Below are 23,663 nucleotides of genomic sequence, written 5' to 3'. Positions count from 1 at the left end.
CTCGTCCCACCTCCCACAGCGGAAAGCACCCCATGACTTCAACGCCCAGTACCCGTTTCGACGGACCCCGCCCGCGCCTGCTGATCAGCGCCTTCGTGATGAACACGTCCAGCCACATCATGGGCGGCCAGTGGCGGCGCCCGGAAGCCCAGCAGCACCGGTTCAACGAACTCCAGCTCTGGATCGACCTGGCCCGCCAGCTCGAAGGCGCCAAGTTTGACGCGATCTTCTTCGCCGACGTCGTCGGTCTCTACGGCGACTACGACGGCGGGTGGGCATCGCTGCTGAAAAAGGGCCTGCAGGTGCCGTCCAACGACCCCCTCATCCTGCTGTCCGCGCTCGCCACGGGAACGCGGGAGATCGGGCTGGCCGCGACGTCGTCGGTGATTCAAAGCCATCCGTTCCAGTTCGCCCGGCAAATGTCCACGCTGGACCACATCAGCGGCGGCCGCGTGGCCTGGAACATCGTCACCAGCGTGCTGGAAAACGCGCACCGGAACTTCAACGCCACCGAGCTGACCAAGCATGACGAACGCTACGACTGGGCGGACGAATACGTCGAGGCCGCCTACAAATTGTGGGAAGGATCCTGGGAAGACGACGCGCTGCTCCGGGACAAGGCGACCGGGGTCCACGCGGACCCGGAGAAAGTCAGCAAGATCTACCACCGCGGGCCCCGGTACTCGATCGACGGACCCCACCTCGCGGCCCCTTCGCCGCAACGCACCCCGGTGCTTTTCCAGGCCGGGAGCTCCGGCCGCGGCCAGCAGTTCTGCGCCGCCAACGCCGAGGCCACCTTCACCCTCGCGCCGAGCACCGAGGTGGCCGCGAAGTACACCGCGGCCGTCCGGGAACAGGCCGTTGCCGCCGGCCGCCATCCGGATGACGTGAAGTTCCTCCAGGGCATGCACTTCGTGGTGGGCGGCACCGAAGCCGAGGCGAACCGCAAAGCCGACGAGCTCGAGGACAGCCTGGACATTGAGGCCCTGCTGGCCCACGTGGGCGGCGGGTTCGGCGTCGACCTCGGCGGCCTGCCGCTGGACACCCCGCTCGGGGACCTTGAAACGGAAGGCAGCCAGGGACATCTCACGGCTATCCGCGCCTCCGTCCGCGGCGGCAACCCCACCCTCCGCGACATTGCGCTCTACCGCAGCCGGGCCAACCGGGTGGTGGGAACGCCGGACCAGATTGCCGACCGTCTCGAGCAGTGGCAGGACGCCGGAATCGACGGCATCAACATCATCAACCAGACCATCCCCGGCTCCTACACCGACTTCATCGACGGTGTGCTGCCGGAACTGCGCAGCCGCGGCCTCGCCCAGACCGGCTACGCGCCGGGAACCCTGCGCGAGAAGCTCTTCGGCGCCGGGCCGCGGCTCAACGGACGCCATCCCGCGGCGGCCTTCCGGGGAGCCTTCACCGATTTCTCCGCGGCGGCCGAAAACCAGCCCGCCAGCGTTACCGCCCAGTCATAGCCCAGCGCGAACCACCACAAAGGACCAAGACCATGCAGCGTAGAAATTTCCTCAAATATGCCCTCGCCGGCGCCGGTGCTGTCTCCGCCGCGGCACTGACCGGCTGCGGCCTCACCAACCCCGGCGGTGCCGGCGCCAGCGGCGGCAAGACGATCAAGATTATCGTCACCGAGTCCGCCCCGTACCAGGAACCGACCAAGCTGGCCCAGAAGCTGCTCGCGGCCCAGGGCTGGACCCTGGAGCCCACGTACGTCACGGACATCATCCAGCCCAACCTGGCCGTGGCCAACGGCGAATTCGACGCCAACTTCTTCCAGCACAACGCCTACCTGAAGCAGTTCAACGAGGACAAGGGCCTGGAGAACGTGGGACTGTTCTACGTCTACAGCGCCCCGGGCGGCATCTGGTCTGACAAGTACAAGTCCCTGAACGAGCTCCCGGACGGCGCCAAGATCGGCATTCCCGTGGACCCGGCGAACAACGGCCGTGCCCTGTTCATGCTGCGCGACGCCGGCCTGCTGGAGCTGTCTGACGCCACCGTGATCCACACCTCGCAAAAGAACATCACGGCCAACCCGAAGAAGCTGCAGTTCGTGGAAGTGGACCAGCAGTCCCTCGCCAAGACCCTTCCCGATGTCGACGCCGGCTTCCTGGTCGCCCGGATGGCCGCGGATGCCGGGCACAGCAAGGACGACGCGCTGGCCTTCGAAACGGATGCGGACCAGGTCCCGTTCCGGATCGTGGTTGCCGGGCGGAAGGATTTTGCCGGGTCGGAGAAGGCCGCGGCCCTCAAGGCCGCCTTCCAGTCCCCGGAGGTCAAGGCCTGGTTTGCCAGCTACCAGAAGGGCATCCTGCCCACCCCCTGGGACCAGGACCCCGCCGCCGACGCCGCCAAGCTCTAGCCCGGCCACCAGCAACCAAGGGAACGCATGTCCTACGCACCAGAGACCACAGCCCCCGCAGCACATTCAGCACCATCAGCGCCGTCGGCCGAAGCCGCCTACGAGAGGCTGCCGTCGGCCGAAGCCGCCTACGAGAGGCTGGCGCAGCGTTTCCGGCCCGTGTTTGCCCGGATCGCGGAGGGCGCGCTGGCCCGCGAGCAGGACAGGGTCCTGCCCTTCGAACAGGTCCGCTGGCTGAACGAGGAAGGCTTCGGCCGGCTGCGGGTGCCCACGGAACACGGGGGCGACGGCATCGGCTTTGAGCCCTTCTTCCGGCTGCTCATCGAACTCGCCGAGGCGGATTCCTCCGTGGCCCACCTCTACCGCTCGCACTTCGCGTTCGTGGAAACCGTCGGTCTGGAATCCGCGGACTTCCGGAACCGCTGGTACCCGAAAGTGGTGGCCGGCGAGATCTTTGGAAACGCCGCCACGGAGAAATCCGGCAATGTCCTCGGCACCACCGGAACCAAGCTGACCCGCCACGGCGGGGACTGGCTCTTGAACGGCAGGAAGTACTACACCACCGGCACCATCTTCGCCGAGTGGATTGCCGTCATGGCCAGCACCGCGGGCGTGGAGGGCCGGCAGTACGCCGTGGTCAGCACCACCCAGCCCGGAGTGGAAATCCTCGACGACTGGGACGGGTTCGGCCAGCAGCTGACCGGCACCGGCACCACGATTTTCCGTGACGCCGTGGTGCCGGACACCAACATCATCCGGCGCTCGGAATCCACCACGCACGAGCCGGCCTTCTTCCAGCTGGTCCTGCTCGCCGTCCTGGCGGGCATCGGCCGGGCGGCGCTGGCCGACGCGAGGGCGCTGGTCCGCGACCGCAAGCGCACCTTCAACACCGGCTCCGGCGAACTGTTCCGCCACGACCCGCTGATCCTGCAGCTCATCGGCCAGCTCTCGGCCAAGGTCTTCGCGGCGGAATCCGTGGTGCTGGCCGCCGCCCGGGAGCTCGACGCCGGCGCGGACCAGAACCTGGATCTCACCCCGGAACAACGCTACGTCCGCGGCGAGATCGCGGTGGAAAAGGCGCAGCTTCTGGTGCCCGAACTCGTCCAGTCCGCGGCCCAGCAGCTCTTCGACGTCACCGGGGCGTCCGCCACGTCGAAGTCGAAATCGCTGGACCGGCACTGGCGCAACGCCAGGACCGTTTCCACCCACAACCCCGCCGTGTTCAAGGCCCGCACCGTGGGCGACTACGAAGTCAACGGCACCACTCCCGAAGGGCTGCACAGCATCGGCGACGCCCGCACCGCCGCGCAGGCAGGGTGAGGCGGGCCGCAGCCGGATAGCCCGCGCAGCCGGGCAGGCCGCAGCCGGATAGGCTCGTGCCATGGACGTTGCCACCCTCCGCGAGATCTGCCTGAGCTTCCCCGGTGCGTTTGAGGACTTTCCCTTCGGCCCGGAGACATCGGTTTTCAAGGTGCGGGCGGGGATCGCCGGCGGCACGAGGCAGGACGCCAAGATGTTCGCGGCGTCGGCCATGGACCCGGCCGACTGGTCCGTGAGCCTCAAATGCGAGCCGGCCCTGGCCGAACAACTGCGGGCCATCCACCCGGAAATCACCGGCGCCTGGCATATGAACAAGACGCACTGGAACGGGGTCCGGCTGGACGGATCGTTGCCGGACGGCATGATCCGGGACATGGTGGAGGATTCCTATGACCTGGTGGTCGCCTCGTTCAGCCGGAAGCAGCGGGAACAGCTGGGCTGGGCGGAACTGGCCAGGGGCGAAGACACATGAGCGGTGATCCCGGTGCCGGCGCGCGGGACGGGCTGAACTATCCGGGCATTGGCTCCACTGAGCACGGCCAGGCGCCGAAGGGCTTTCCCTGCCTGGTGTCCCGGGCATACCTCGGCGACGGCCCGGCACTGTACCGGAGGGTGGCGCAGGGGATTCTGACCTGGCAGCTGCAGAGACGCTCCGGGCTGCGCGTCCGCACCGACTCCGACGCCGTCGTGCCCGGCGCGCGCGTGGTGAGCGGATTCGGCGTCGGACCCTTCCGGATCAACGCGCCCTGCGAGGTGGTGTGGGTGCGCCGGCCGGTGCCCGGCGACGGGCCGCAACGAGCCGGGTTCGGGTACGGCACACTGCCCGGTCATCCCGTGCGGGGCGAGGAGGCCTTCGAAGTGGAGATCGACGCCGCCGGCCGGGTGTTCCTGAAAATCACGGCCTTCAGCCGGCCGTCCAACTGGTTCTTCGCGGCCGGCCGCGCCCTCACGGGACGGGCACAAAGGCATGTCACTTCCCGCTACATTGGGAGTGCACACGAACTGGCCGCAGGTGAAAGCTGATCAGGAGCAGATGGATGCTGGAACAGAAAACCCTTGACCAATTGTGGAACTTCGACGACCCCGCCGGGTCCGAAGCCCGGTTCCGGGCGGCGGCCGCAGATGAACGCTACGACGCCGACGAACGCGCCGAACTCACCACCCAGCTGGGCCGGGCCATCGGGCTGCAGGGCCGCTACGAGGAAGCCGACGCCCTGCTGGATGCGGTCGATGCCGACGAGCCCACAGTCGCGGTGCGGGTGCTGCTGGAACGCGGCCGGGTGCTCAATTCCAGCGGCCACCCCGAGATGGCCGTGCCGCTGTTTGAACAGGCGGCCGAACTGGCTGACTACCTGGTCGAGGAATTCCTGGCCGTGGACGCGCTGCACATGCTCGCCATTGCCGACTCCGCCCACGCCGAGACCTGGACCCGGAGCGCCCTGGAGTACGCGTCCACGGTTCACGATGAGCGGACCAAACGGTGGGTGGTTTCGCTGCACAACAACCTCGGCTGGACGCTGCATGACGCCGGCCGGTGCACCGAGGCCATGGTGGAGTTCCAGCTCGCCGAACAGTGGGCCGACCGGATCGGCACCCCGCGGCAGCAGGAACTGGCCCGCGAGGCCATCAAGGCCTGTTGACCCGCCAACTGGCCATGTGACCCGGCATCGTCATGCTGGAAGAATGGAACCTCCGGAAAACCAATGAAAGGCTTTAGCCCATGATCTTCATCGTCGTCAAATTCAAGGTCAAGCCGGACTGGTCGGAGCGCTGGCTGGGACTCGTGAACGATTTCACCCAGGCCACCCGCCAGGAGCCCGGCAACCTGTGGTTCGACTGGTCCCGCAGTGTGGAGGACCCCAATGAATTCGTCCTGGTTGAGGCCTTCAAGGATGACGCCGCCGGGGCCCACGTGAACAGCGCCCACTTCAAGCAGGCTATGGCGGACATGCCTCAGGCGCTGGCCGAGACGCCCCGGATCATCAGCCGGCAGCTCGACGGCGACGGCTGGGACCGGATGGGCGAGCTCACCATCTAACCGGCAACGGATACGCTTATGGCATGTGGATCGGCTGGATTGAATTCGACATCCTTCTGGGCGACGTTCACAGCCTGAAGGAGAAACGTTCCATGGTGCGTCCGCTGCTTGCGGAGCTGAAGCGCCGCTTTGATGTCTCCGTGGCCGAGGTCGGGGACCACGAACAGTACCGGCGCACGCAGTTGGGCGCCGGCCTGGTGGCAGCAGACCGGGCACACGTCGTGGAGGTGCTGACCGCCGTCGAACGCTTCGTGGCGGCCCGGCCCGAACTCGAACTCCTCAGCGCACGGCAACGGGAGCTCCGCAGCGACGATTAAACATCGCGGGGTCACTTAGCGCCCATCCCGAGGGGATTTATGGGCGGTAAGTGACCCCGCGTTGCTTTGAGCGGTGGGGCTTAGCCGAAGTACTTCGGCAGGGTCGCCTCGTGGGCTTCGCGGAGCGCGTCGAGGCTCATGGTCTCGACACCGTTGATCTCCAGCGTGCCGCCCTCGGCGTCCACCACACCGATCCGGACGTGCGCGAAGCCGCGGGCGGTGCACATGTCCGTGAAGCGGATTTCCTCCGAGCGGGGCACAGCGACGACGGCGCGGCCCTGGGTTTCGGAGAACAGCGCCGTGAACAGGTCCACGCCGTCGCGGTCCAGGACGTCCTGCAGGGCGATCCGGGCGCCCACGCCGTAACGCAGGGACGACTCCACGAGGGCCGCGGCGAGGCCGCCTTCGGAGAGGTCGTGGGCGGAATCCACCATGCCGTCGCGGGAGGCGTTGATCAGAATCTGGCCCAGTTCGCGCTCGGCGTCGAGGTCAACTTTCGGCGGCAGGCCGCCCAGGTGTCCGCGCATGTTCGACCATTCCGAACCGTCCAGCTCTGCCGCCGTCGTGCCGAGGAGGTAGATGGCCTGGCCGTCTTCCTTCCAGCCCGACGGCGTGCGGCGGGCGACGTCGTCGAACTTGCCCAGCACTGCCACCACGGGGGAGGGGTGGATGGGGGTGGTCCCGGTCTGGTTGTACAGCGAGACGTTGCCGCCGGTGACCGGGATGCCGAGGACCATGCAGGCGTCGGACAGGCCGCGGATGGCTTCGGCGAGCTGCCACATGACGTCGGGGTCCTCGGGGGAGCCGAAGTTCAGGCAGTCGCTGACGGCCATCGGCACGGCACCTGAGGTGGCGACGTTGCGGTAGGCCTCGGCCAGGGCCAGCTGAGCGCCGTGGTACGGGTCCAGGTAGGTGTAGCGGCCGTTGGCGTCGGTGGCCAGGGCCACGCCGAGGCCGGTTTCCTCGTCCACCCGGACCACGCCGGCGTCGTCCGGGAACGCCATGGCGGTGTTGCCGCCGACGTAGCGGTCGTACTGCTTGGTGATCCAGGACTTGTCGCACATGTTCGGGGAGGCGACAAGCTCGGTGATGGCGGCGGCCAGGTCCGCGGGGGCGGAGGGGCGGCCGGCGTCCTGGACGGACCCGGTGAAGGAGTCGGCCTGGACGGCGTCCTGCCATTCGGGGCGGGCATAGGGTCGGTCGTAGACCGGGCCGTCGTGGGCCACGGTGCGCGGGTCGACGTCGACAATGACCTCGCCTTCCCACGTGATGATGAGGCGGCCGGTGTCGGTCACCTCGCCCAGCCAGGAGTACTCCACCGCCCACTTGTCCATGACCGCTTCAAACGCGGCGATGTTCTCGGGGGTGACCACGGCCATCATGCGTTCCTGCGACTCGGACATCAGGATTTCGCCCGGGGTCAGGGTGGGGTCGCGGAGCAGCACGGAGGTCAGCTCGACTTCCATGCCGCCGTCGCCGTTGGAGGCGAGCTCGGAGGTGGCGCAGGAAATGCCGGCGGCGCCGAGGTCCTGGATGCCTTCCACCAGGGATCCCTTGAACAGCTCCAGGCAGCACTCGATCAGGACCTTCTCGGCGAACGGGTCGCCCACCTGGACCGCGGGGCGCTTGGACGGCTTGGTGTCATCGAAGGACTCCGAGGCCAGCACGGAGGCGCCGCCGATGCCGTCGCCGCCGGTGCGGGCACCGAACAGCACCACCTTGTTGCCCTTGCCGGAGGCGTTCGCGAGGCGGATGTCCTCGTGGCGCATCACGCCGACGGCCAGCGCGTTCACCAGCGGGTTGCCCTGGTACACGGAGTCGAAGACCATTTCGCCGCCGATGTTGGGCAGGCCCAGCGAGTTGCCGTAGCCGCCGATCCCTGCCACGGCGCCGTGCATGACGCGGGCGGTGTCCGGGTGGTCAATGGCGCCGAAGCGCAGCGGATCCATCACCGCTACCGGGCGGGCGCCCATGGAGATGATGTCGCGGACAATGCCGCCGATGCCGGTTGCGGCGCCCTGGTAGGGCTCCACGAACGACGGCGAGTTGTGGGACTCAATCTTGAACGTCACGGCCCAGCCGTCGCCCAGGTTGGTGACACCGGCGTTTTCGCCGATTCCCACGAGCATGTCCTTCTTCATTTCCTCGGTCACCTTGTCGCCGAACTGGCGCAGGTGGTTCTTCGAGGACTTGTAGGAGCAGTGTTCGCTCCACATCACCGAGTACATGGCCAGTTCCGCGCCGGTGGGGCGGCGGCCCAGGACCTTGACCACCTCGTCGAACTCGTTCTGCTTCAGGCCCAGTTCGGCCCAGGGGAGTTCGGTGTCCGGGGTCTTGGCCGCGTTCTCGACGGTGTCGATGTTGAACTTCCGGCCGGTCTCCGCGGGTGCCGCCACTGCGGGTGTCTCCGTCATTTGTTGTCTCCCACGATCTTGTTCAGGACAGAGGTGAAGAACCCGAGGCCCTCGGTGCCGGAGCCGAGCTCGGGACCGAAGCCGGCCTCCACAGCGTGCTCGGGGTGCGGCATGAGGCCCACCACGTTGCCCGCGGCGTTGGAAATGCCGGCGATGTCGCGCCGGGAGCCGTTCGGGTTGAAGCCGACGTAGCGGAACACAACGCGGCCTTCGGCCTCGAGCGCGTCCAGGGTCTTCTCGTCGGCGATGTACTGGCCGTCCTGGTTCTTCAGCGGCACGGTGATTTCCTGGCCGGCGGCGTAGTCCCCGGTCCAGGCGGTGGTGTTGTTTTCCACGCGCAGGACCTGGTCGCGGCACATGAACTTCAGGTGGTCGTTCTTGATCATGGAACCGGGCAGCAGGTGCGACTCGGTCAGGATCTGGAAGCCGTTGCAGATGCCCAGCACGGGCAGCTTGGCCTCGGAATTGGCGGCGTCGATGATCCTGGACATCAGCGGCGCGAAGCGGGCGATCGCGCCGGCGCGGAGGTAATCGCCGTACGAGAACCCGCCGGGAATCACGACGGCGTCAACGTCACCCAGGGTGGTGCCGGCGTGCCAGAGCTCCACCGGGGTGGCGCCGGCCAGACGGACCGCACGGGCGGCGTCGCGGTCGTCCAGGGTGCCGGGGAAGGTGACGACGCCGATCTTCGCACCCGCGAGCCTGCGAGCACCAGGAGCGTTGGCGGCGACGGCGACGGCCTCGCCGATCAGGGGGAGTTCAGTCATTTCAGGCCTCAACGACCTCGACGTTGACGACGTCCTCGATGACCGGGTTGGACAGCAGGGTCTCCGCGGCGTCGCGGGCCTGGGCCAGGATCTCCTCGGTCACCTCGCCGTCGACCGTGAGTTCAAAGCGCTTGCCCTGGCGGACAGAGCTGAAAGCGGTGAAGCCCAGCCGGGGCAGAGCACCGACGATGGCCTTCCCCTGCGGGTCCAGAATCTCGGGCTTGGGCATGACGTCGACAACGATCCGGGGCATCCGGTAACTCCTGTGCGTGAGCGTTGGGTAAGGGCGCAGCGGAGTGGTGCCGTCTCACGCCGATCCGCTGCGTGTTGGACTGGTGAATACAGCGTGAAAGGGCGCTCCGCGAGCTTGCATGCCCATTCTACCGGCCACCGTGCGTCCGGCCGTATTCGGGCGGGGAGTGTGAACGCGGCCTCCCCGGCAGGTCCTTGAGCTGGGGAGATGGCGTCGCGGGGGCGGCTGCGCCCTATGGTCGGGGCTGCCGCGGGTCAGTAGGATGTGCGCATGGCTGAGAAACCGAAATCCGTGGTGTTGTCTGTTGTGGCCGTCGCAGTGTTCGCCGGGCTGGGCCGGATGGTTCTGCAGAAGATCAAGGCTGACCGTGCGGCGAAGGCGACCAAGGTGGCCGGCCCCCTGGATGAGAAGACCCGCGCATGGATCAGCGACGTGGTCCGGACTCCCCGAAAATAGGCCGGCGGATCACGAGCGGGCCGGCGGCGGGCCCGAAGATCGTAAGTCGTCGCGGCCTCCGGCGCTGAGCCGGCGCATGCTGGCGTAGGCACTGTGCCCGCCGGAGTCCAATTGACGCAGTTCAGCATCCTCGCCATCGCATCGTGTCGTATTGCGTGACAAATTTTAAATACCTCCTTGTGGTCTATGTCATATCTCGCTCTCGGTCTGTACTGTATGAATCGGCTGGTATCCGTGGGGGCGGGCCGGGCGACCGCCCGGTGAGTTCCCGCCAGTCCGTTGGGCCCGGCGTTGGAGTCGGGCCGTTCCTTTACGAAAGGTTCAAACACTCGTGACATCACCAGGAAAGAGCTTCCTTCGAAGCGGGGGACTCCGGAGGGCCGCGGCACTGACCCTGGGCTTGCCGGTTCTTCTGTCCAGCATCGCGATCGCCCCCGCCAATGCGGCCCCGGCGCAAGGCCCGGGCGTAGCCGGCGTCGCACAGAAGAATATTGATCCGAACAACTACAAGGACGGCCGCTACATAGTGGTCATGGCGGAGAAGCCTTCCGCGACTTACGACGGCGGGACGGCCGGCCTGCCGGCCACCAAGCCTGCCTCCGGCAAGAAACTGGATGCCACCAAGGCCGAAGTCAAGCAGTACAAGGCCCACCTGGAACAGAAGCAGGCCCAGGTGGCCGGCCAGCAGGGCGTCAAGATGCAGCGCCAGTTCACCGCAGCCCTCAACGGCTTCAGCGCCAAGCTGACCGCGGACCAGGCCGTGAAACTGGCCCGGGACCCGTCGGTCCTCGTCGTCGCGCCGGACACGGAGAACGCACCCGATTACTCCACCGCCGACTTCCTGAAGCTCAGCGGGCCCAACGGCACGTGGAACACCAAGTTCGGCGGCCAGGACGCGGCCGGCAAGGGCGTCGTGGTCGGCGTCATTGACACCGGCTACACCCCCTCCAGCGCCTACTTTGCCGGCCAGGAGGTCAAGCCCCTCACCGGAAATCCCGTCGTCGGCGTGCCGTACCGCACCCCGGACGGCAAGATCGCGATGCTCAAAGCCGACGGCGAAACCTTCAAGGGCGAATGCCAGGTCGGCACCGACTTCGACGGCACCGCCTGCAACTCCAAGGTCCTGAGCGCCCGCTACTTTGGCGAAGACTTCGCGGCCACTGTCCCGCCGGAAGACTGGGCTCCGGGCGAACGGCTGTCCCCGGTCGACGCCGCCAGCCACGGAACCCACACCGCCAGCACGGCTGCCGGCAACGCCAATGTCGAGGCCATGGTTGACGGCCGGAGCTTCGGGCTGACCAGCGGCATCGCGCCGGCCGCCAAGCTCTCCGTTTACAAGGTCTGCTGGGAAGACAACGATCCCAACTCCGGTGGGTGCTACTCGTCCGCGTCCGTCGAGGCCATCAACAAGGCCATCGAGGACGGCGTGGACGTCCTGAACTACTCCATCTCAGGCGCCACGGATACCACCACCGATCCGGTCTCCCTGGCATTCCTGTCCGCCGCCTCGGCCGGGATCTTCGTCGCGGTCTCCGCCGGCAACTCCGGCCCGACCGCCAGCACCGTCAACCACGGCGCGCCCTGGCTGACCACGGTCGCGGCCACCAGCTTCTCGCAGGAACTGCAGGGCACGGTCGAGTTCTCCGACGGCAGCAAATACCGCGGCGCCAGCATCATGAACGGTCAGGTTTCCAATGCCGGCGTCGTGCTGGCAGCTAACGCAGGAGCCGCAGGGAAAGCCAGCCCGAATCTGTGCGGCCCCGATTCGCTTGACCCGGCCAAAATCGCCGGCAAGGTTGTGGTCTGTGACCGCGGCGTCGTGGACCGCGTCGCAAAGAGCGCCGAAGTCAAGCGCGGAGGCGGCGTCGGCATGATCCTCGTCAACCTGTCCGTCTCCTCACTGGACACGGACAAGCACTCGGTCCCCACCGTCCACGTGAACCCGCCCGCCACCGAGGCCATCAAGGCCAAGGTCACGGCCAATCCGGCCATCACGGTTTCCCTGGTCAACAAGGACACCACCGGGCTGCCCCTCGAGGCGCAGCCGCAGATCGCCGGGTTCTCTTCCCGTGGCCCGCTGCTCGCTGAAGGCTCAGACCTCCTCAAGCCCGACGTCGCGGCGCCCGGCGTGGCCGTGCTGGCCGGCGTTTCGCCGATCGGCACCGGAGGCGACAACTTCGGTTTCCTTTCCGGCACGTCAATGGCCTCCCCGCACGTAGCCGGCTTCGGCGCGCTGATCCTGGCCATGAAGCCCACGTGGTCCCCGGCGGCGGTCAAATCCGCGATGATGACCACCACGAGCGACGTCAAGAACGCCGACGGATCCAAGAACACCGATGTCTTTGCCACCGGTGCAGGCCAGGTGGACCCGGCCCGCGTGCTGGATCCGGGCCTCGTCTACGACGCCAGCGAGGCCGACTACCTGGAGTTCATCCACGGAACCACCAAGGCGCGGGACATGAACCTGCCCTCCTTCGCCCTCGGCAACCTGGCCGGGAAGATCGAGGTCACCCGCACGCTGACCGCCCTGACCCCGGGGGTCTACAAGGCCCAGTTCAACGTTCCCGGCATCAAGGTCAGCGTGACCCCGGCTGTTCTGAACTTCCGCGCCGCCGGCGAGAAGCGCACGTTCAAGGTCTCCTTTGAGAACCAGGGCGCGCCCCTGGGCAAGTTCGCGACCGGTTCGCTGACCTGGCAGGGCGCCAATAAGAATGTGGCGTCGCCGATCGCGGTCCGTCCGCAGTCGGTCGTGGCCTTGTCCGACGTCGCCTTCACCTCCGAGGGTGGCAGCGGTTCCGGTGCCATCAAGGTGGTCTCGGGCACGAACGCGCCGACCAACATGACCCTCGACGGTCTTTCGAAGGCCGACTCCACGGCCGTCGAGCTCGTCCCGGGTCCGTTCACCGGCGGCCCGGATGCCTCCAACGTAGTCAAGGACGTCACAGTCGTGGCCGGCTCCCCGCTGGCCAAGTTCTCGGTCATTTCCGCGGATCCGAAGGCTGACTTCGACATGTACGTCATGACCCCGAACGGTCCGCTGACGGTCGCGACGTCGTCGGCCAGCGAATCGGTGTCCATCCCCAACCCGACCCCGGGTAAGTACACGATCTACGCCAACCTGTACGCCAGCCCGAACAACCAGGCCACCAAGGCCTCGGTCGACGCCGCCGTGCTCGGCAAGGTCGAGGGCAAGGCCTCGCTGAGCCCGAACCCGCTCCGGCTCGCCAACGGCAAGGCCGGCAAGGTCACGCTGAGCTGGGATGGGCTTCAGGTCGGTTCGTACATCGGCCGGGTCACCTTCGCCGGTGCCAGCGATCCCACGTTCGTCTCAGTCCTGGTGACCCCGGCCGGGACCGTCGTGGTCCCGCCGACCTCCGAGGACCAGGATTCCAATGACGGTCCGGGTGACGACGCCGATGGCGACAACTCCCACAAGGACAAGAAGGACAAGGGCAAGAAGGTGAAGGAGGAGCAGGGCAAGATGCAGAACAGCGATCAGTCCTTCGCCCCGAACTACGCCATCTAGGCGACGCCATTTAGGCAGAAGCAGCACCAAAATACGGCATCGGCCGGCGGCTCACACCGCCGGCCGTTGCCGTTTAATCCGCCGGGGGCGGAGCCGGGAGAGCCGAGCGCGCGGGAAAGGTCGGGGCGGACCCGGTCCCGGGCCGGCCGGCGGAGCCGGGAGAGCCCAGGGGCCGCGGGCGTCCGTGCCGTGAAGGCTCAGATTGCCCCGGTGGATCCCGCAACCCCGCCCAGCAGCGGCGCCATCGCCCGCCAGCGGGCGATCTCGCAGCCATCGGTGCGGCTGAACGTGCTGTGGACTTCCCGGCCCAGGAACCAGCCGGTCACCACGGCGACCTGCGGACCCCCGTACTGCTGCGTGCACATCTTCGGCGGCCCCGGCTTTGGAAAGAAGATCGCCTCGCCGTGCTGCGTGACCGCCGCGAGGGCGGCCGCCGAATCCGGCAGCGTGGACGCCGGGGCGACGCTGCCGCCGTCGACCGCCAGTCGGAAGGTGTACTCCGGCGCTTCCGGGGCCTCCGTCAGCCGGACGGTGAGATCGATCTCGTGGTGGCTGTGACGCTCGTGGGTGGCGGTCATTGCTGTCCTTCCGTGTGTTCGGGGGCAGGGCCGGAACCCATCGACTGGAGCAGGGGAGCGAGCTCCTGCAACAGCCGCTGCCGCAGTACTTGTGATTCGGCTGAAAAAGCCCGCTGGTGCTCAACGTACGCAGCTTTGCCCTCGGGTGTCTCGATCCGGATCGCCGGATACCCCCAGTCGGCGAGGTCGTACGGCGACGCCCGCATGTCCATGGCCCGGATCCGCCACGAGAGTTCGAAACAGTCCATGACGAGCTCGCTGGGCAGCAACGGGGACAGCTTGTAGGCCCACTTGTATAGGTCCATGTTGGCGTGCAGGCAGCCCGGCTGCTCCATGGTGCGCTGGTTCTCCCGGCTGGGAACCATGCTGTTCAGCGGAACGGCGTCCGGGGTGTAGAAGCGGAAGGCGTCGAAGTGCGAGCACCGGATCCGGTTCTCCTCCACCACCTCGTCGGTGCGCCCGGACCCCAGCCGCAGCTGCAGGTACTCGTGCCGGAGATCGAACTTGTCCTGCCGGTAGACCATGGCCCACTCGTGCAGCCCGAAGCAGCCGAACTGGGCCGGCCGCGCGGCAGTCCCGGCCAGGATGATCCCTGCGAACTGCAGTGCCTCCCGGCGCTCCCTCAGGAAGGCGTCGACGTCGACCGTCACCGCCGGCGACTCCGCCGGCAGCCCGGCGGCCGCGAGTTCTGCGGCGTCGGCCGCGCGGTAATACTTCCACCCGGTCCGCGCCTCAGCCTCGGGGCCGGAGAGCACGACGCCGGCGCCCGGGTGCCAGCGCAGCAGCTGTCCGGGCTTCTGGGTGTAGTAGGTGAAGAGGAAGTCCTCCACCGGGTGCTTCCGGCCGGCGGAGCGCCGCTCGAGGTAGGGGTCCGCGTAGCGGCGGACATGTTGGACGTGGGCGGTCTGGCGCGGCAGCCATTCTTCCTGCTGGAGGTGCAAGGGCTTAGCTCGCCCCGCCGGATGAGCCCAGAACATCTTTGGCGGCGTTCCAGGCGGCGATTTCACAGCCGTTTGTCAGGCTGAAGCTCGCCTGAACCGCCCTGCCATCCACGACGCCGGTGACTGTGGCCACCTGCGGGCCGCCGTACTGCTGGGTGCAGGTCTGGTTCTTGGCGGGCGGGGCGGGGCTGAGGATGGCCGGGTTGTTCTTGATGGCGATGCACGCGGCGGCGGCGTTGGGGTGCTGGCTTTCGGCCGCCGGAACCCCGTTTTGGCACACCAGCGTGAAGTTGGCCGCGGTGCCGGTTTCGTTCGGCTTGACCATGATGGCGAGTTCGGCGTTGCCCTTGCCCGGTCCGGACGGCAGCGGGACGGCGGAGGGGGACGGTGCCGGCGAGGTCGTCTCCGTCTCCGGCGACGGCGAGCCCGACGGCGCTGTGGGTGACGGGCTGGAGGGGGTGCCCGACGTCGTGCTGGGGGAGGGAGAAGGTGTGGGCCCGCCGTTCGGCGTGCAGGCGGCCAGTCCGGCCACGGCCACCAGGACGGCCGCCAGGACAAGTGCCGGGCGGCCCGATTGCGTGCGCATCAGCAGTCCTCCTCTGTTTTGCCCAGTCTACCGCCGGGGCGCGTCCTCCGGGCCGGGCCGTGTGGCGGCGATCAGGTCCATCATGGTGGCGTGCAGCTGGCCGACCTGTTCACGGGTCAGGCCCAGCCGGGCCATCATGATGCCCGGGACTTCGGTGGCCTGCTCCCGAAGGGCGGCGCCGCGCGGCGTCAGCCGGACATCCAGGGTGCGCTCGTTGCCTTCCATCCGCTGGCGGGTGATGAAGCCGGCCGTCTCGAGCCGGCGCAGCAGCGGCGAGATGGTTGCCGGCTCCTGGGCCAGGGCGTCGCTGATGTCGCGGACCGACCGCGGGCTCGCTTCCCACAGGCACAACATCACGAGGTACTGCGGGTGGGTCAGGCCGAGCCTGTCCAGGACGGGCTTGTAAGCGCCCACGACGCTGCGGGAGGCCACCGTCAGGGCGAAGCAGAGCTGCTGTTCCAGCAGGAGGTCGTCCTGCGCTGCCTGGGCGTCCGGCAGGCCGTTCGTGGCGTGGCCGCCCTGAATTGCTGGGGTTCCTTGGGTCACACCGACTCCTTCGAATGATTAGTGCACTAATGATTAGCGTACACTGGGAGCATTGTCTTGCTCCCAGGAAAGGATAGCCATGGCCAAGGAAAACGCCGTCGAGAGGTTCATGCGGGCCACCGGGAAGTTCCGGGCGGTGTTCGGGCCGGCCAACCGCAGTTCACTCGGCCACGAGATGACCGACCAGAACAGGCGGCTGCTGGCGGCGCGGCAGGCTGAAACTGAACAGTGGGAGACCTTGCACCGGCCCGACGGCAGCACTTATGTGGTGCCCCGAAACCCTGACGACAAATCCCTGCGCTAGGTCCCTTTTAGCGCCACCCCACCCGGGCCATTTCCCGCTGCCGGGCGTAAAATGAGGGCACTGACACACCGCTGTGCAGCATCCTGAACCATCCGGGACGAGGAAAGGGGGTGGGACTAGTGACACGTGCTGTCAGAGCTTTCATGGAAAAGACCGACAAGCTGAGGCTGCTGTTCGGGCCCGCAAATCGAGGCGACACCGCGGCGCCTGTAGTTCACAAGCACGACGACTTCGAGCACGCCTCGGAAGACGACCTGGCAGGTTTCGAAGTCGAGACGGACGACCACGGACACCACTACGCTGTCCGGAAAACGGATCTCGGGAAAGAAGAGGTCTGACGAGGCCCGCTTCGCCGGTTCCGGGTACCGGGGGCGTCCTGGGCGGCCGCGTGGTACGCGGCCGGAAATGTGGGAATTCGGCCGGAAACGTGGGAATTCGGCCGGAGTTGTGGGGAAGCGGCCGACGACGGGCGGAGACGGGGAAGGGAGCGGCAGGTGCCGCTCCCTTCCCCGTCTTTATGCGGTCCGGGGTCCGCCCGGATGCGCAGGTGCGGCTAGCGGCCGGTGCCGCCGTAGACCGTGGCCTCGTCCTCGCTGTCGAGGTCAAAGGCCCTGTGGATGGCGCGGACGGCGTCGTCGAGCAGATCCGCGTGGGTGACCACGGAGATCCGGATCTCCGAGGTGGAGATCATGTTGATGTTGATGCCGGCCTCGGAGAGGGCCGCGAAGAAGCGGGCGGACACACCCGGGTGCGAGCGCATGCCGGCGCCGATCAGCGAAAGCTTGCCGATCTTCTCGTTATATTCGATGCTCTCAAAGCCGATCCGGTCCTGCGCGGCGTGCAGGGCGGCCAGGGCCTCGGCGCCTTCGACGATCGGGAGGGTGAAGGAGATATCGGTCCGGCCCGTGCCGTGGGTGGACACGTTCTGGACGATCATGTCGATGTTCGAGTGGGCGTCCGCGATGACCTGGAAGATCGCCGCTGCCTTGCCGGGGATGTCAGGTACGCCGACAACCGTGACCTTGGCTTCGGACCGATCGTGTGCCACACCGGAGATGATTGGCTGCTCCAAGGCAACTCCCTCTTGAGTCGTGATCTTGTCGTCGGCGCCGGGCAGAACCCAGGTGCCTTCGTTCTGGCTGAATGAGGAACGGACGTGCAGTGGCACCCCAAAGCGGCGGGCGTATTCAACACAGCGCAGGTGCAGAATCTTAGCGCCGGACGCGGCCAGTTCCAGCATTTCCTCGCTGGAGATGCGGTCGATCTTCCGGGCGGACGCGACCACGCGCGGATCGGCCGTGTACACGCCGTCGACGTCGGTGAAGATCTCGCAGACATCGGCGTCGAGCGCCGCGGCGAGGGCCACCGCCGTCGTGTCCGACCCGCCGCGCCCGAGCGTCGTGATCTCGTTCGTCGTGTGGCTCATGCCCTGGAACCCGGCCACGATCGCGATGTGCCCCTTGTCCAGGGCGGTGCGGATGCGGTGCGGGTCGACGTCGATGATCCGGGCCTTGCCGTGGATGCCGTCGGTGATCATGCCGGCCTGGGACCCGGTGAAAGACTGGGCCGAGGCGCCGAACTTGTTGATGGCCATGGCCAGCAGCGCCATGGAGATTCGTTCGCCGGCGGAGAGGAGCATGTCCATTTCGCGGGCGGGCGCGGAATCGGTGACCTGGCCGGCGAGGTCAAGGAGCTCATCGGTGGTGTCGCCCATGGCGGAAACCACCACGACGACCTCGTCGCCGGCGTTTTGGGCATCCACGACCCGCCGGGCGACGCGCTTGATGCCTTCTGCGTCAGCCACCGAGGAACCGCCAAATTTCTTCACGACAAGGTGCTTGGTGGCGGCGGCCGAGACGGGCAACGTCTGCGATCCGGGCTGGACTTCGGTAGTGGGCAAACTCATTCGCGCACCCTCACTGGATCATCGGGGTTCTGGGCCAGGCAACCAAACGGCGCGACGGCGTAACTTCTCACCCCAGTTTATCGCCGTGCCGCCCGCGCCGTTGAATTGTGACCGAATGGCAGACACGGCGGGTTTTGTCTCCACCGGACATGCCCAGTGCTGCGGGCAAGGAGTGGACATGCTCACTGCTGCCGCGGGACATGCTCATTCTTGGCGGGCTGGAGTGGGCATGAGGGCATTGTGTCCATTCCCGGGCAGGGGCGCTGGACATGTCCGCCGGGGCAGGGTGGGGGAGCTCCGGCCAGGAGTGGACATGCTCAGTGCTGCCGCGGGACATGCTCATTCTTGGCGGCTTGGAGCGGGCATGAGGGCATTGTGTCCATTCCCGGGCAGGGGCGCTGGACATGTCCGCCGGGCAAGGTGGGGGAGCTCGGGCCAGGAGCGGGCATGCTCTCCCGTTCCGTGGGACATGCTCATTCTTGGCGGGCAGGAGTGGGCGTGAGGGCATTGTGTCCATTGTTGGGTGCGGGCGCGGGGCATGTCCGCTGGGCGTGGGCGTGGGCGTGGGCGCGGGGCATGTCCGCTAGCCGCGGTCCAGCCGGTAGCGCCAGGACGGGAGCTGTTTTCCCGCTGTGTCCTCGGCGACGGGGAAGAAGCGGTCCTTCCGGAAGCCCAGGCCCTCGAGCAGCCTTCGGGACGGGAGATTGGGCTCGTAGACTCCCGCGAAAATGGTCTCGCTGCCGCGGGCGCCGAAAAGCCAGTCGACCAGGGCGCCGGCGGCCTCCCGGCCGAGACCGAGCCCGTGGTGCTCCGGGTGAAGAACGTAGCCCAGGCTGGCTGAGTCTGCGGGAATCCGGCCGGGCGCCGGGGGTTCCTGCGTGTTCCAGGTCCGGGCGTCGCCAACGACTTCACCGGTGGCCCGGAGCTCGATCGCCCAGCCGAAGTGAAACCACTCGGCCGTGGAGGATGCCGCCGCGGACAGTGTCTGCTCAAGCCGGGCGCTGTTCTGCGCGGGGGTGAGCGGACCATGGGACAGGTACCGCGTGGCCGCCGGATGGGCCCGGAACCGGAGCAGGGCGCCGGCGTCGTCCGCTGTCAACGGACGCAACAGCAAGCGCCCGGTGAGGAGCGGCGCCGGGGTGCCGCTGCCGGTGGTTGCCACGAATCCGTCAGCTCAGCTCAGGGCGTTGCGGCGGCCCTCGAAGGCCCTGCCGAGCGTGACTTCGTCGGCGTATTCCAGGTCCCCGCCCACGGGCAGGCCGGACGCCAGCCGGGTGACGGCGATGCCAATCGACTTGAGCATCCGGGCCAGATACGTTGCCGTGGCCTCGCCCTCGAGGTTGGGGTCGGTGGCGATGATGATTTCCTGAATGGCGCCGTCGTTGAGCCGGGTCAGCAGCTCACGGATCCGGAGCTGTTCCGGACCGATCCCGGCGATCGGATTAATCGCGCCGCCCAGGACGTGGTACCTGCCGCGGAAGGACCGCGTGCGCTCCACCGCCAGGACGTCCTTGGATTCTTCGACGACGCAGATCACCGTGGGGTCCCGGCGCGGGTCGCGGCAGATGTTGCACAGTTCCTGCTCGGTCACGTTCCCGCAAACCGTGCAGAACTTGACCCGTTCCTTCACTGTGGTGATGGCATCGACAAGCCGCTTCATGTCCTGGGGATCGGCCTCGAGGATGTGGAAGGCCAGCCGCTGGGCGGACTTAGGCCCCACTCCGGGAAGGCGTCCGAGCTCGTCGATCAGCTCTTGAACTGCGCCTTCGTACACAATGTCCTCGTTCGTTTGGAGTGGGGCCGGGGCCAGCCGGCAGGGGTCTGCTAGAAGCGGGGCGGCAGGGGGCTTCCATCCAGGGAGCGCTCCTCCACCAGTTTCCCGCCCAGAATACGCTCGACGGCGGCCCGGCCGAAGACGCCCGATTCCTCGATCGTTTCGTCGTCGGCGCTGGGGATGTCCTGTACGTAGACGGTGGTCGCGGCGGCAGCTCGGGTGGGGGCCTTCGCCCGCCCGGCCTCGGCCTCGGGACTGTTCGACAGCCGCTGGTACAGGCTTTGCCGGCCTGCCGGGGCGGCGGCCTCGGGAACGGCAGTGACCGCAACAGCCTCCGCGACGGCAGCTACGGCAGCGGCGGCCACACGCGGCGCAACAGACTCCGCGACCGCCGGCGCCGGAGCCACTTCGGCCCGGGCCGGGTGGTCCGAGGTCAGTCCGGACGGCGCGGACACGACACCCGCGTACTCCGGGATCTGTGCCGCCGCCGGCTCGTAGTGCACAGGCTTCGGCTCGGGCTCGGGCGCAGCGGGCTCGACATCCGGGCTCGTGTACCGGCCGAGGTTCGAATCTGTGCCGACCGTCCAGACGCCGGGTGACTGCTCGACGGCGCGGGCCCACGCGTCATCCGACGCGTCCGGGTCTGCGCCCGGTGTCCGGGCCGGGGAGCCGGCAGTTTTGGATGCCGGCGCGGCAGGGGACTTGCGGGCCGGAGCGGTAGCGGCAGCCGCGGGCTCGGGGCGGCGCGGCGTGGCTACGGGCGAGGGGTCCCAATCCATTGGTGGTTCCTCGTCCAGCGGAGGGGCGTCCTCGTCCCGGGGCGGTCCCCAGTCGTCATCGGCGTCGGCGTAGGACCCGGAAGGCTCCGAAGGGCCGTCCGATTCGGCTGCTGGCTCGGCTGCGCGGACCTGAGTTTGGATCGCGGGGGCAGGCGCCTGCGGTTCCGCTGCCGGCGCGGCGGCACGGACCTGAGCCGGGGCCGCGGGGGCCGGAGTGGGTTGTGTCGAAGGCATTGAGGCGGCGGGAACGTGCGCCTGGGCCACCCGCGAGGGGACGGCTTCAGCGGCATCGTTGGCCGGAGATGGGGCCTGCTGGGGAGCCGGGCTCAGGCCCCAGGCGACGTCGGCCGACGTCGCCTGGCTTGCGGACGATGCCGGGGTCTCCGGGCTAGCCGGCGGCGCTTTTGGGTTTGGCTCAGAGCTCGCTGGGCTGTTGCTGCTGCCGGCCACGGCCCGGATCTGGCAATCGATGCCGATGGTCTTGTGGATCGCCTGCCGGAGGTTCTCGGCGTGGTCGGCCCGGCCGAAGGCGCCCGCCAGCCCGGCGGTGGTGAACGCGAGGGTCAGGACGTGGTCTTCGAAGTGGCCGACCTGGGCGTTGGGTTCCACCAGCGCCCAAGTGCTGCGTTTGATCTTGGTGAGCGTTTGCAGGATCTCGGGCCAGGCGCGGCGCAAAACCTCCACGTCGGCTCCGGGTCCGGCGGCGGAGCCGGGAGCGGGGCTGGGAACAGCGGCAGGCGCCCGGCCGGGCTCGGCCGGCTCGGGACGCGCGGGGACGGAGGATGCTGGGGTAGATGCCGCCGGGGCAGACGGTGCAGGGGCGGAGGGTGCGGGGGCGGATGGGGCAACCGTTGGGGCATTCGCCGACGCGGGCAGGGACGGAGGCGCGGCGGCGGGACCTGCGGCAGGGGCGGGCCGGCTGGCCGCCGCGGGTTCGTCCACAGGCCAGTCGCTGGTGCTGACCCGTGGTGCCGTCAGCGGTTCTCGGGCGGGTTCGTCCTGCCGGGCGGGCGCGGAGACTGTGGCCGGCGGCTGCTCGCCCTGACGCGGGCCGGAGGGGGTGGTGGTCGTGGCAGCCGGCGCGGCGTGCGAAGGTGCGGCGGGCACGTGCGCTGCCGGCAACTGTGGCGCGGCTGCCTGCTCCGTGCGTGCAGGGGGAACGGTGGCAGGTGCGGGGGCGCTGGCGAGGGGAGCCCCGACGTCGTTCCCGGCGTAGTTCAACCGCCGCTCGACGCGGTCGATCCGGGCCGCAATGCCGCGCTCGGTCTGCTCGGAGCTGGGCAGCAGGATGCGGGCGCACAGCAGTTCCAGGTGCAGGCGCGGAGAGGTGGCCCCGGTCATGTCCGTGAGCGCGGTATTGGTCACGTCAGCGGCGCGGGAGAGCTCGGCCGCCCCGAGGTTGTGCGCCTGGTTCTGTAGCCGGGCGATCTGGTCCGCCGGCATGCCGCGGAGGATGGACTGGGCGCTTTCGGGCATGGTCTGGACGATGATGAGGTCGCGGAAGCGTTCCAGCAGGTCCTCGACGAAGCGCCGGGGATCGTGCCCGGTCTGGATGACGCGGTCCACAGCGCGGAACACCGTGGCGGCATCCGACGCCGCGACGGCTTCGACGACGTCATCGAGCAGGGAGGCGTGCGTGTAGCCCAGGAGGGCGACCGCGAGTTCGTAGTCCAGTCCGTTTGGTCCGGCGCCGGCCATGAGCTGGTCGAGCACGGAGAGGGAGTCGCGGACCGAACCGCCGCCCGCGCGGATGACGAGCGAGAGCACCCCGGGTGCCACGGGGACGTTCTCCTGGGTGCAGAGCAGCTCCAGATACGCCATGAGAGGCTCCGGCGGCACCAAGCGGAAAGGGTAGTGGTGCGTGCGGGAACGGATGGTGCCGATGACCTTGTCCGGCTCCGTGGTGGCGAAGATGAACTTGATGTGTTCCGGCGGTTCTTCGACGATCTTGAGCAGGGCGTTGAACCCGGCCGACGTGACCATGTGGGCTTCGTCGATGATGAAGATCTTGTAGCGGTCCCGGACGGGGGCGTAGGTGGCCCGTTCCCGGAGGTCGCGGGCGTCGTCCACACCGCCGTGGCTGGCGGCGTCGATCTCGATGACGTCCAGGGAGCCGGAGCCGCCGCGGGCGAGTTCCACGCAGCTGGGGCACTTGCCGCAGGGAGTGTCCGTGGGGCCCTCGGCGCAGTTCAGGCAGCGGGCCAGGATGCGGGCGGAGGTGGTTTTGCCACAGCCGCGGGGGCCCGAAAAGAGATAGGCGTGGTTGACGCGGTTCTTGCGCAGGGCCGTCATGAGAGGCTCGGTGACGTGCTCCTGCCCGATAACGTCCGCGAACGAATCGGGGCGGTATCGACGGTAGAGGGCGGTAGTAACAGTCACAGATAAACCCTACCAATCGGCACAGACATAAAAGACCCCTCATGCACCCGCCAGAGCCCGTTTACCCTTGCTACCTTCCGGTCCTGGGGGAGTTCAACAGGATGACGCCACATGAGGGGCCGTCAGCAAGTTTACCTGACGATTGGGTGTGCCCCGAATTGGCCCGGTTTGGCCCTTAATCCTCGGCGGGACATGCCCATTTTTCGCGGCAGGGGCGGGCTGCAGGAGCGGGGGCGGTGGGACTGTGTCCAGCGGTCGGGCGGGCGCAGTGGGCATGTCCAAGTGGCGGGAGTGGGCAGCGTGGGGCATGCCCATTCTTGGCGGGAAGGAGGGAGCTATTTGGGGCTATGTCCAGCCCTCGGGCGGGCTGTGGGGCATGTCCAGTCGCGGGAGTGGGCAGTG

23 protein-coding genes and 1 other RNA gene are annotated in these 23,663 nt (G+C 68.0%); 12 read left to right on the top strand and 12 right to left on the bottom strand.

The genetic code is table 11. From position 1 onward, the window contains the following. Nucleotides 1-32 precede the first annotated feature (32 nt). The 8 genes from AC1DBX_RS07300 (at nucleotide 33) to AC1DBX_RS07265 (ending at nucleotide 6,052) form a co-directional block, all read left to right on the top strand. Entirely contained in the window at nucleotides 33-1,475 is a 1,443-nt protein-coding gene (locus tag AC1DBX_RS07300; protein ID WP_476931429.1) for an LLM class flavin-dependent oxidoreductase, read from the top strand. 32 nt (nucleotides 1,476-1,507) lie between these two features. Beyond that, nucleotides 1,508-2,377, top strand: a complete 870-nt coding sequence (locus AC1DBX_RS07295) for a MetQ/NlpA family ABC transporter substrate-binding protein (protein ID WP_476931428.1) — start codon at nucleotides 1,508-1,510, stop codon at nucleotides 2,375-2,377. 27 nt (nucleotides 2,378-2,404) lie between these two features. After that, on the top strand, nucleotides 2,405-3,697 hold the full coding sequence (locus AC1DBX_RS07290) for an acyl-CoA dehydrogenase family protein (RefSeq protein ID WP_476931427.1): 1,293 nt from the start codon (nucleotides 2,405-2,407) through the stop codon (nucleotides 3,695-3,697). 61 nt (nucleotides 3,698-3,758) lie between these two features. After that, nucleotides 3,759-4,169 carry an MmcQ/YjbR family DNA-binding protein gene (locus tag AC1DBX_RS07285; protein WP_476931426.1) on the top strand — a complete coding sequence of 137 codons (411 nt, stop codon included), beginning with the start codon at nucleotides 3,759-3,761 and terminating at the stop codon, nucleotides 4,167-4,169. Continuing rightward, nucleotides 4,166-4,720 (top strand): DUF1990 family protein, encoded by a 555-nt coding sequence (locus tag AC1DBX_RS07280; protein ID WP_476931425.1) that lies wholly within the window; start codon nucleotides 4,166-4,168, stop codon nucleotides 4,718-4,720. Before AC1DBX_RS07285 ends, AC1DBX_RS07280 begins: the two co-directional genes overlap by 4 nt. Before the next feature lie 14 nt (nucleotides 4,721-4,734). Further along, nucleotides 4,735-5,337, top strand: coding sequence for a tetratricopeptide repeat protein (locus AC1DBX_RS07275; protein WP_243181450.1), 603 nt, complete (start codon nucleotides 4,735-4,737; stop codon nucleotides 5,335-5,337). Between the two features lie 80 nt (nucleotides 5,338-5,417). Then, complete coding sequence (locus tag AC1DBX_RS07270) at nucleotides 5,418-5,735, top strand: putative quinol monooxygenase (RefSeq protein WP_079555298.1); 318 nt, start codon at nucleotides 5,418-5,420, stop codon at nucleotides 5,733-5,735. A gap of 23 nt (nucleotides 5,736-5,758) precedes the next feature. Next, entirely contained in the window at nucleotides 5,759-6,052 is a 294-nt protein-coding gene (locus AC1DBX_RS07265; protein WP_223914525.1) for a DUF503 domain-containing protein, read from the top strand. A gap of 80 nt (nucleotides 6,053-6,132) precedes the next feature. On the opposite strand, the gene purL is transcribed toward AC1DBX_RS07265, so the two are convergent. From purL to purS, 3 genes are read right to left on the bottom strand one after another with little or no spacing between them, the layout of a single operon-like run. After that, complete coding sequence (gene purL, locus AC1DBX_RS07260; RefSeq protein ID WP_476931424.1) at nucleotides 6,133-8,466, bottom strand: phosphoribosylformylglycinamidine synthase subunit PurL; 2,334 nt, start codon at nucleotides 8,464-8,466, stop codon at nucleotides 6,133-6,135. Continuing rightward, the gene (gene purQ / locus AC1DBX_RS07255) at nucleotides 8,463-9,233 is read right to left on the bottom strand and encodes a phosphoribosylformylglycinamidine synthase subunit PurQ (RefSeq protein ID WP_476857663.1); all 771 of its coding nucleotides are present in this window, start codon (nucleotides 9,231-9,233) and stop codon (nucleotides 8,463-8,465) included. Before purQ ends, purL begins: the two co-directional genes overlap by 4 nt. Before the next feature lies 1 nt (nucleotide 9,234). Beyond that, complete coding sequence (gene purS / locus AC1DBX_RS07250) at nucleotides 9,235-9,486, bottom strand: phosphoribosylformylglycinamidine synthase subunit PurS (protein ID WP_018776110.1); 252 nt, start codon at nucleotides 9,484-9,486, stop codon at nucleotides 9,235-9,237. Nucleotides 9,487-9,756: 270 nt separating this feature from the next. Between purS and AC1DBX_RS07245 the strand changes: the two genes are divergently transcribed. Next, nucleotides 9,757-9,942: a hypothetical protein gene (locus AC1DBX_RS07245; protein ID WP_028278002.1), complete on the top strand. Its 186-nt coding sequence runs from the start codon at nucleotides 9,757-9,759 to the stop codon at nucleotides 9,940-9,942. A gap of 331 nt (nucleotides 9,943-10,273) precedes the next feature. Continuing rightward, nucleotides 10,274-13,468 carry a S8 family serine peptidase gene (locus tag AC1DBX_RS07240; RefSeq protein WP_476931423.1) on the top strand — a complete coding sequence of 1,065 codons (3,195 nt, stop codon included), beginning with the start codon at nucleotides 10,274-10,276 and terminating at the stop codon, nucleotides 13,466-13,468. Between the two features lie 197 nt (nucleotides 13,469-13,665). Here the strand turns inward: AC1DBX_RS07240 and AC1DBX_RS07235 are convergent, their stop codons facing one another. From AC1DBX_RS07235 to AC1DBX_RS07220, 4 genes are read right to left on the bottom strand one after another with little or no spacing between them, the layout of a single operon-like run. Next, entirely contained in the window at nucleotides 13,666-14,046 is a 381-nt protein-coding gene (locus tag AC1DBX_RS07235) for a serine protease inhibitor (protein ID WP_476871037.1), read from the bottom strand. After that, nucleotides 14,043-15,023 (bottom strand): 3-methyladenine DNA glycosylase, encoded by a 981-nt coding sequence (locus tag AC1DBX_RS07230; RefSeq protein WP_476871036.1) that lies wholly within the window; start codon nucleotides 15,021-15,023, stop codon nucleotides 14,043-14,045. Before AC1DBX_RS07230 ends, AC1DBX_RS07235 begins: the two co-directional genes overlap by 4 nt. Continuing rightward, the gene (locus AC1DBX_RS07225) at nucleotides 14,992-15,573 is read right to left on the bottom strand and encodes an SSI family serine proteinase inhibitor (RefSeq protein WP_476871035.1); all 582 of its coding nucleotides are present in this window, start codon (nucleotides 15,571-15,573) and stop codon (nucleotides 14,992-14,994) included. The genes AC1DBX_RS07230 and AC1DBX_RS07225 overlap by 32 nt, the downstream gene beginning before the upstream one ends. 27 nt (nucleotides 15,574-15,600) lie before the next feature. Further along, nucleotides 15,601-16,071, bottom strand: a complete 471-nt coding sequence (locus tag AC1DBX_RS07220; protein ID WP_476850579.1) for a MarR family winged helix-turn-helix transcriptional regulator — start codon at nucleotides 16,069-16,071, stop codon at nucleotides 15,601-15,603. A gap of 127 nt (nucleotides 16,072-16,198) precedes the next feature. Here AC1DBX_RS07220 and AC1DBX_RS07215 point away from each other — a divergent pair, with 127 nt between their 5' ends. Both AC1DBX_RS07215 and AC1DBX_RS07210 read left to right on the top strand, forming a co-directional pair. Beyond that, nucleotides 16,199-16,423 carry a hypothetical protein gene (locus AC1DBX_RS07215; protein WP_028278007.1) on the top strand — a complete coding sequence of 75 codons (225 nt, stop codon included), beginning with the start codon at nucleotides 16,199-16,201 and terminating at the stop codon, nucleotides 16,421-16,423. A gap of 143 nt (nucleotides 16,424-16,566) precedes the next feature. Further along, a complete protein-coding gene (locus tag AC1DBX_RS07210; RefSeq protein ID WP_043436631.1) occupies nucleotides 16,567-16,761 on the top strand; it encodes a hypothetical protein in 195 nt (64 codons plus the stop codon). 215 nt (nucleotides 16,762-16,976) lie between these two features. On the opposite strand, the gene AC1DBX_RS07205 is transcribed toward AC1DBX_RS07210, so the two are convergent. The 5 genes from AC1DBX_RS07205 to ffs all read right to left on the bottom strand — a co-directional run bounded on the left by AC1DBX_RS07205 (nucleotide 16,977) and on the right by ffs (nucleotide 23,385). Further along, complete coding sequence (locus AC1DBX_RS07205) at nucleotides 16,977-18,329, bottom strand: aspartate kinase (RefSeq protein WP_018774393.1); 1,353 nt, start codon at nucleotides 18,327-18,329, stop codon at nucleotides 16,977-16,979. A 583-nt stretch (nucleotides 18,330-18,912) separates the two neighbouring features. Beyond that, the gene (locus tag AC1DBX_RS07200) at nucleotides 18,913-19,491 is read right to left on the bottom strand and encodes a GNAT family N-acetyltransferase (RefSeq protein WP_476850515.1); all 579 of its coding nucleotides are present in this window, start codon (nucleotides 19,489-19,491) and stop codon (nucleotides 18,913-18,915) included. A 12-nt stretch (nucleotides 19,492-19,503) separates the two neighbouring features. Next, the gene (gene recR / locus AC1DBX_RS07195; RefSeq protein ID WP_018774392.1) at nucleotides 19,504-20,103 is read right to left on the bottom strand and encodes a recombination mediator RecR; all 600 of its coding nucleotides are present in this window, start codon (nucleotides 20,101-20,103) and stop codon (nucleotides 19,504-19,506) included. 50 nt (nucleotides 20,104-20,153) lie between these two features. Further along, a complete protein-coding gene (locus AC1DBX_RS07190; protein ID WP_476931422.1) occupies nucleotides 20,154-23,261 on the bottom strand; it encodes a DNA polymerase III subunit gamma and tau in 3,108 nt (1,035 codons plus the stop codon). 27 nt (nucleotides 23,262-23,288) lie between these two features. After that, nucleotides 23,289-23,385, bottom strand: an RNA gene (gene ffs / locus AC1DBX_RS07185) — signal recognition particle sRNA small type. Nucleotides 23,386-23,663 lie beyond the last annotated feature (278 nt).

The organism is Arthrobacter sp. 10N44_2 (assembly GCF_056394385.1).
The sequence above is the reverse complement of the archived record's forward strand: the minus strand, read 5'-3'. Positions and strand labels throughout refer to the sequence as shown.